A 692-nucleotide genomic window follows, 5' to 3' on the forward strand; every position below is an offset into this window, starting at 1 on the left:
GCCTTGAAATGGGAGCGGTCCCCGTAATCGGATCGATGGCAGCTGTCAGCTCGGCGATGAACAAACCCATAAACACGATCTTCGTTCGCAAGACTCCAAAGCCTCATGGCACAAGGGACGTGATTGAAGGTCTTGGGCCCAAAGAAGATCTCGAGGGAAAAGTCGTCCTGATCGTTGACGACGTTGCCACAAGCGGCAAGTCGATATTGAAGGCGATTGAAGAGGTTCGCCGCGCCGGGGGCATTGTAGGTGACGCTGCTTGCCTCGTGGACCGCGACGAGGGAGCTACGGCGCTGCTAGCCCAACATGGGGTCACGCTGCATTCCGTTCTGCATGCGAGCGAATTTGTGGAACGCCACTGACAATCTCATACAACGGCTTTCCGGCGACCTAGCCTTAGAGGACATTCCGCCGCTTTGCAGCGAGTGCAGGCGCCTCGCGAGTAAGAGCGACTGCCCTTGCCCATCCTCACTGCTTTTGGTGCAACATATGCTGGCTGCCGTTCACCAGCCGCTTGACGCCATTGACCACCTTTCTGAGCAAGGCGCCATCAGACTGAAGGCTTTTACCGATTATCTGGCGACGGTCGTTCGAATAGCTTCAGAGCGCGGAGACGCGGCACCCTGGATCGATCTAGCCAGCCGGTTTAGCGCCCTTTTCGGTCCCGACGAGGTTGCCCATTAATCTAGTGC

Annotated in this window: 1 protein-coding gene; it reads left to right on the forward strand. The window is 57.2% G+C overall.

The annotated features are described in order from the left end of the window. A partial coding sequence (locus tag EN780_RS36375; RefSeq protein ID WP_281035417.1) for a phosphoribosyltransferase family protein occupies nucleotides 1–362 on the forward strand: 362 nt, incomplete at its 5' end. Nucleotides 363–692 lie beyond the last annotated feature (330 nt).

The organism is Mesorhizobium sp. M4B.F.Ca.ET.089.01.1.1, assembly GCF_004022605.1.
In the GTDB taxonomy this organism is placed as follows: Bacteria; Pseudomonadota; Alphaproteobacteria; order Rhizobiales; family Rhizobiaceae; genus Mesorhizobium; species Mesorhizobium abyssinicae.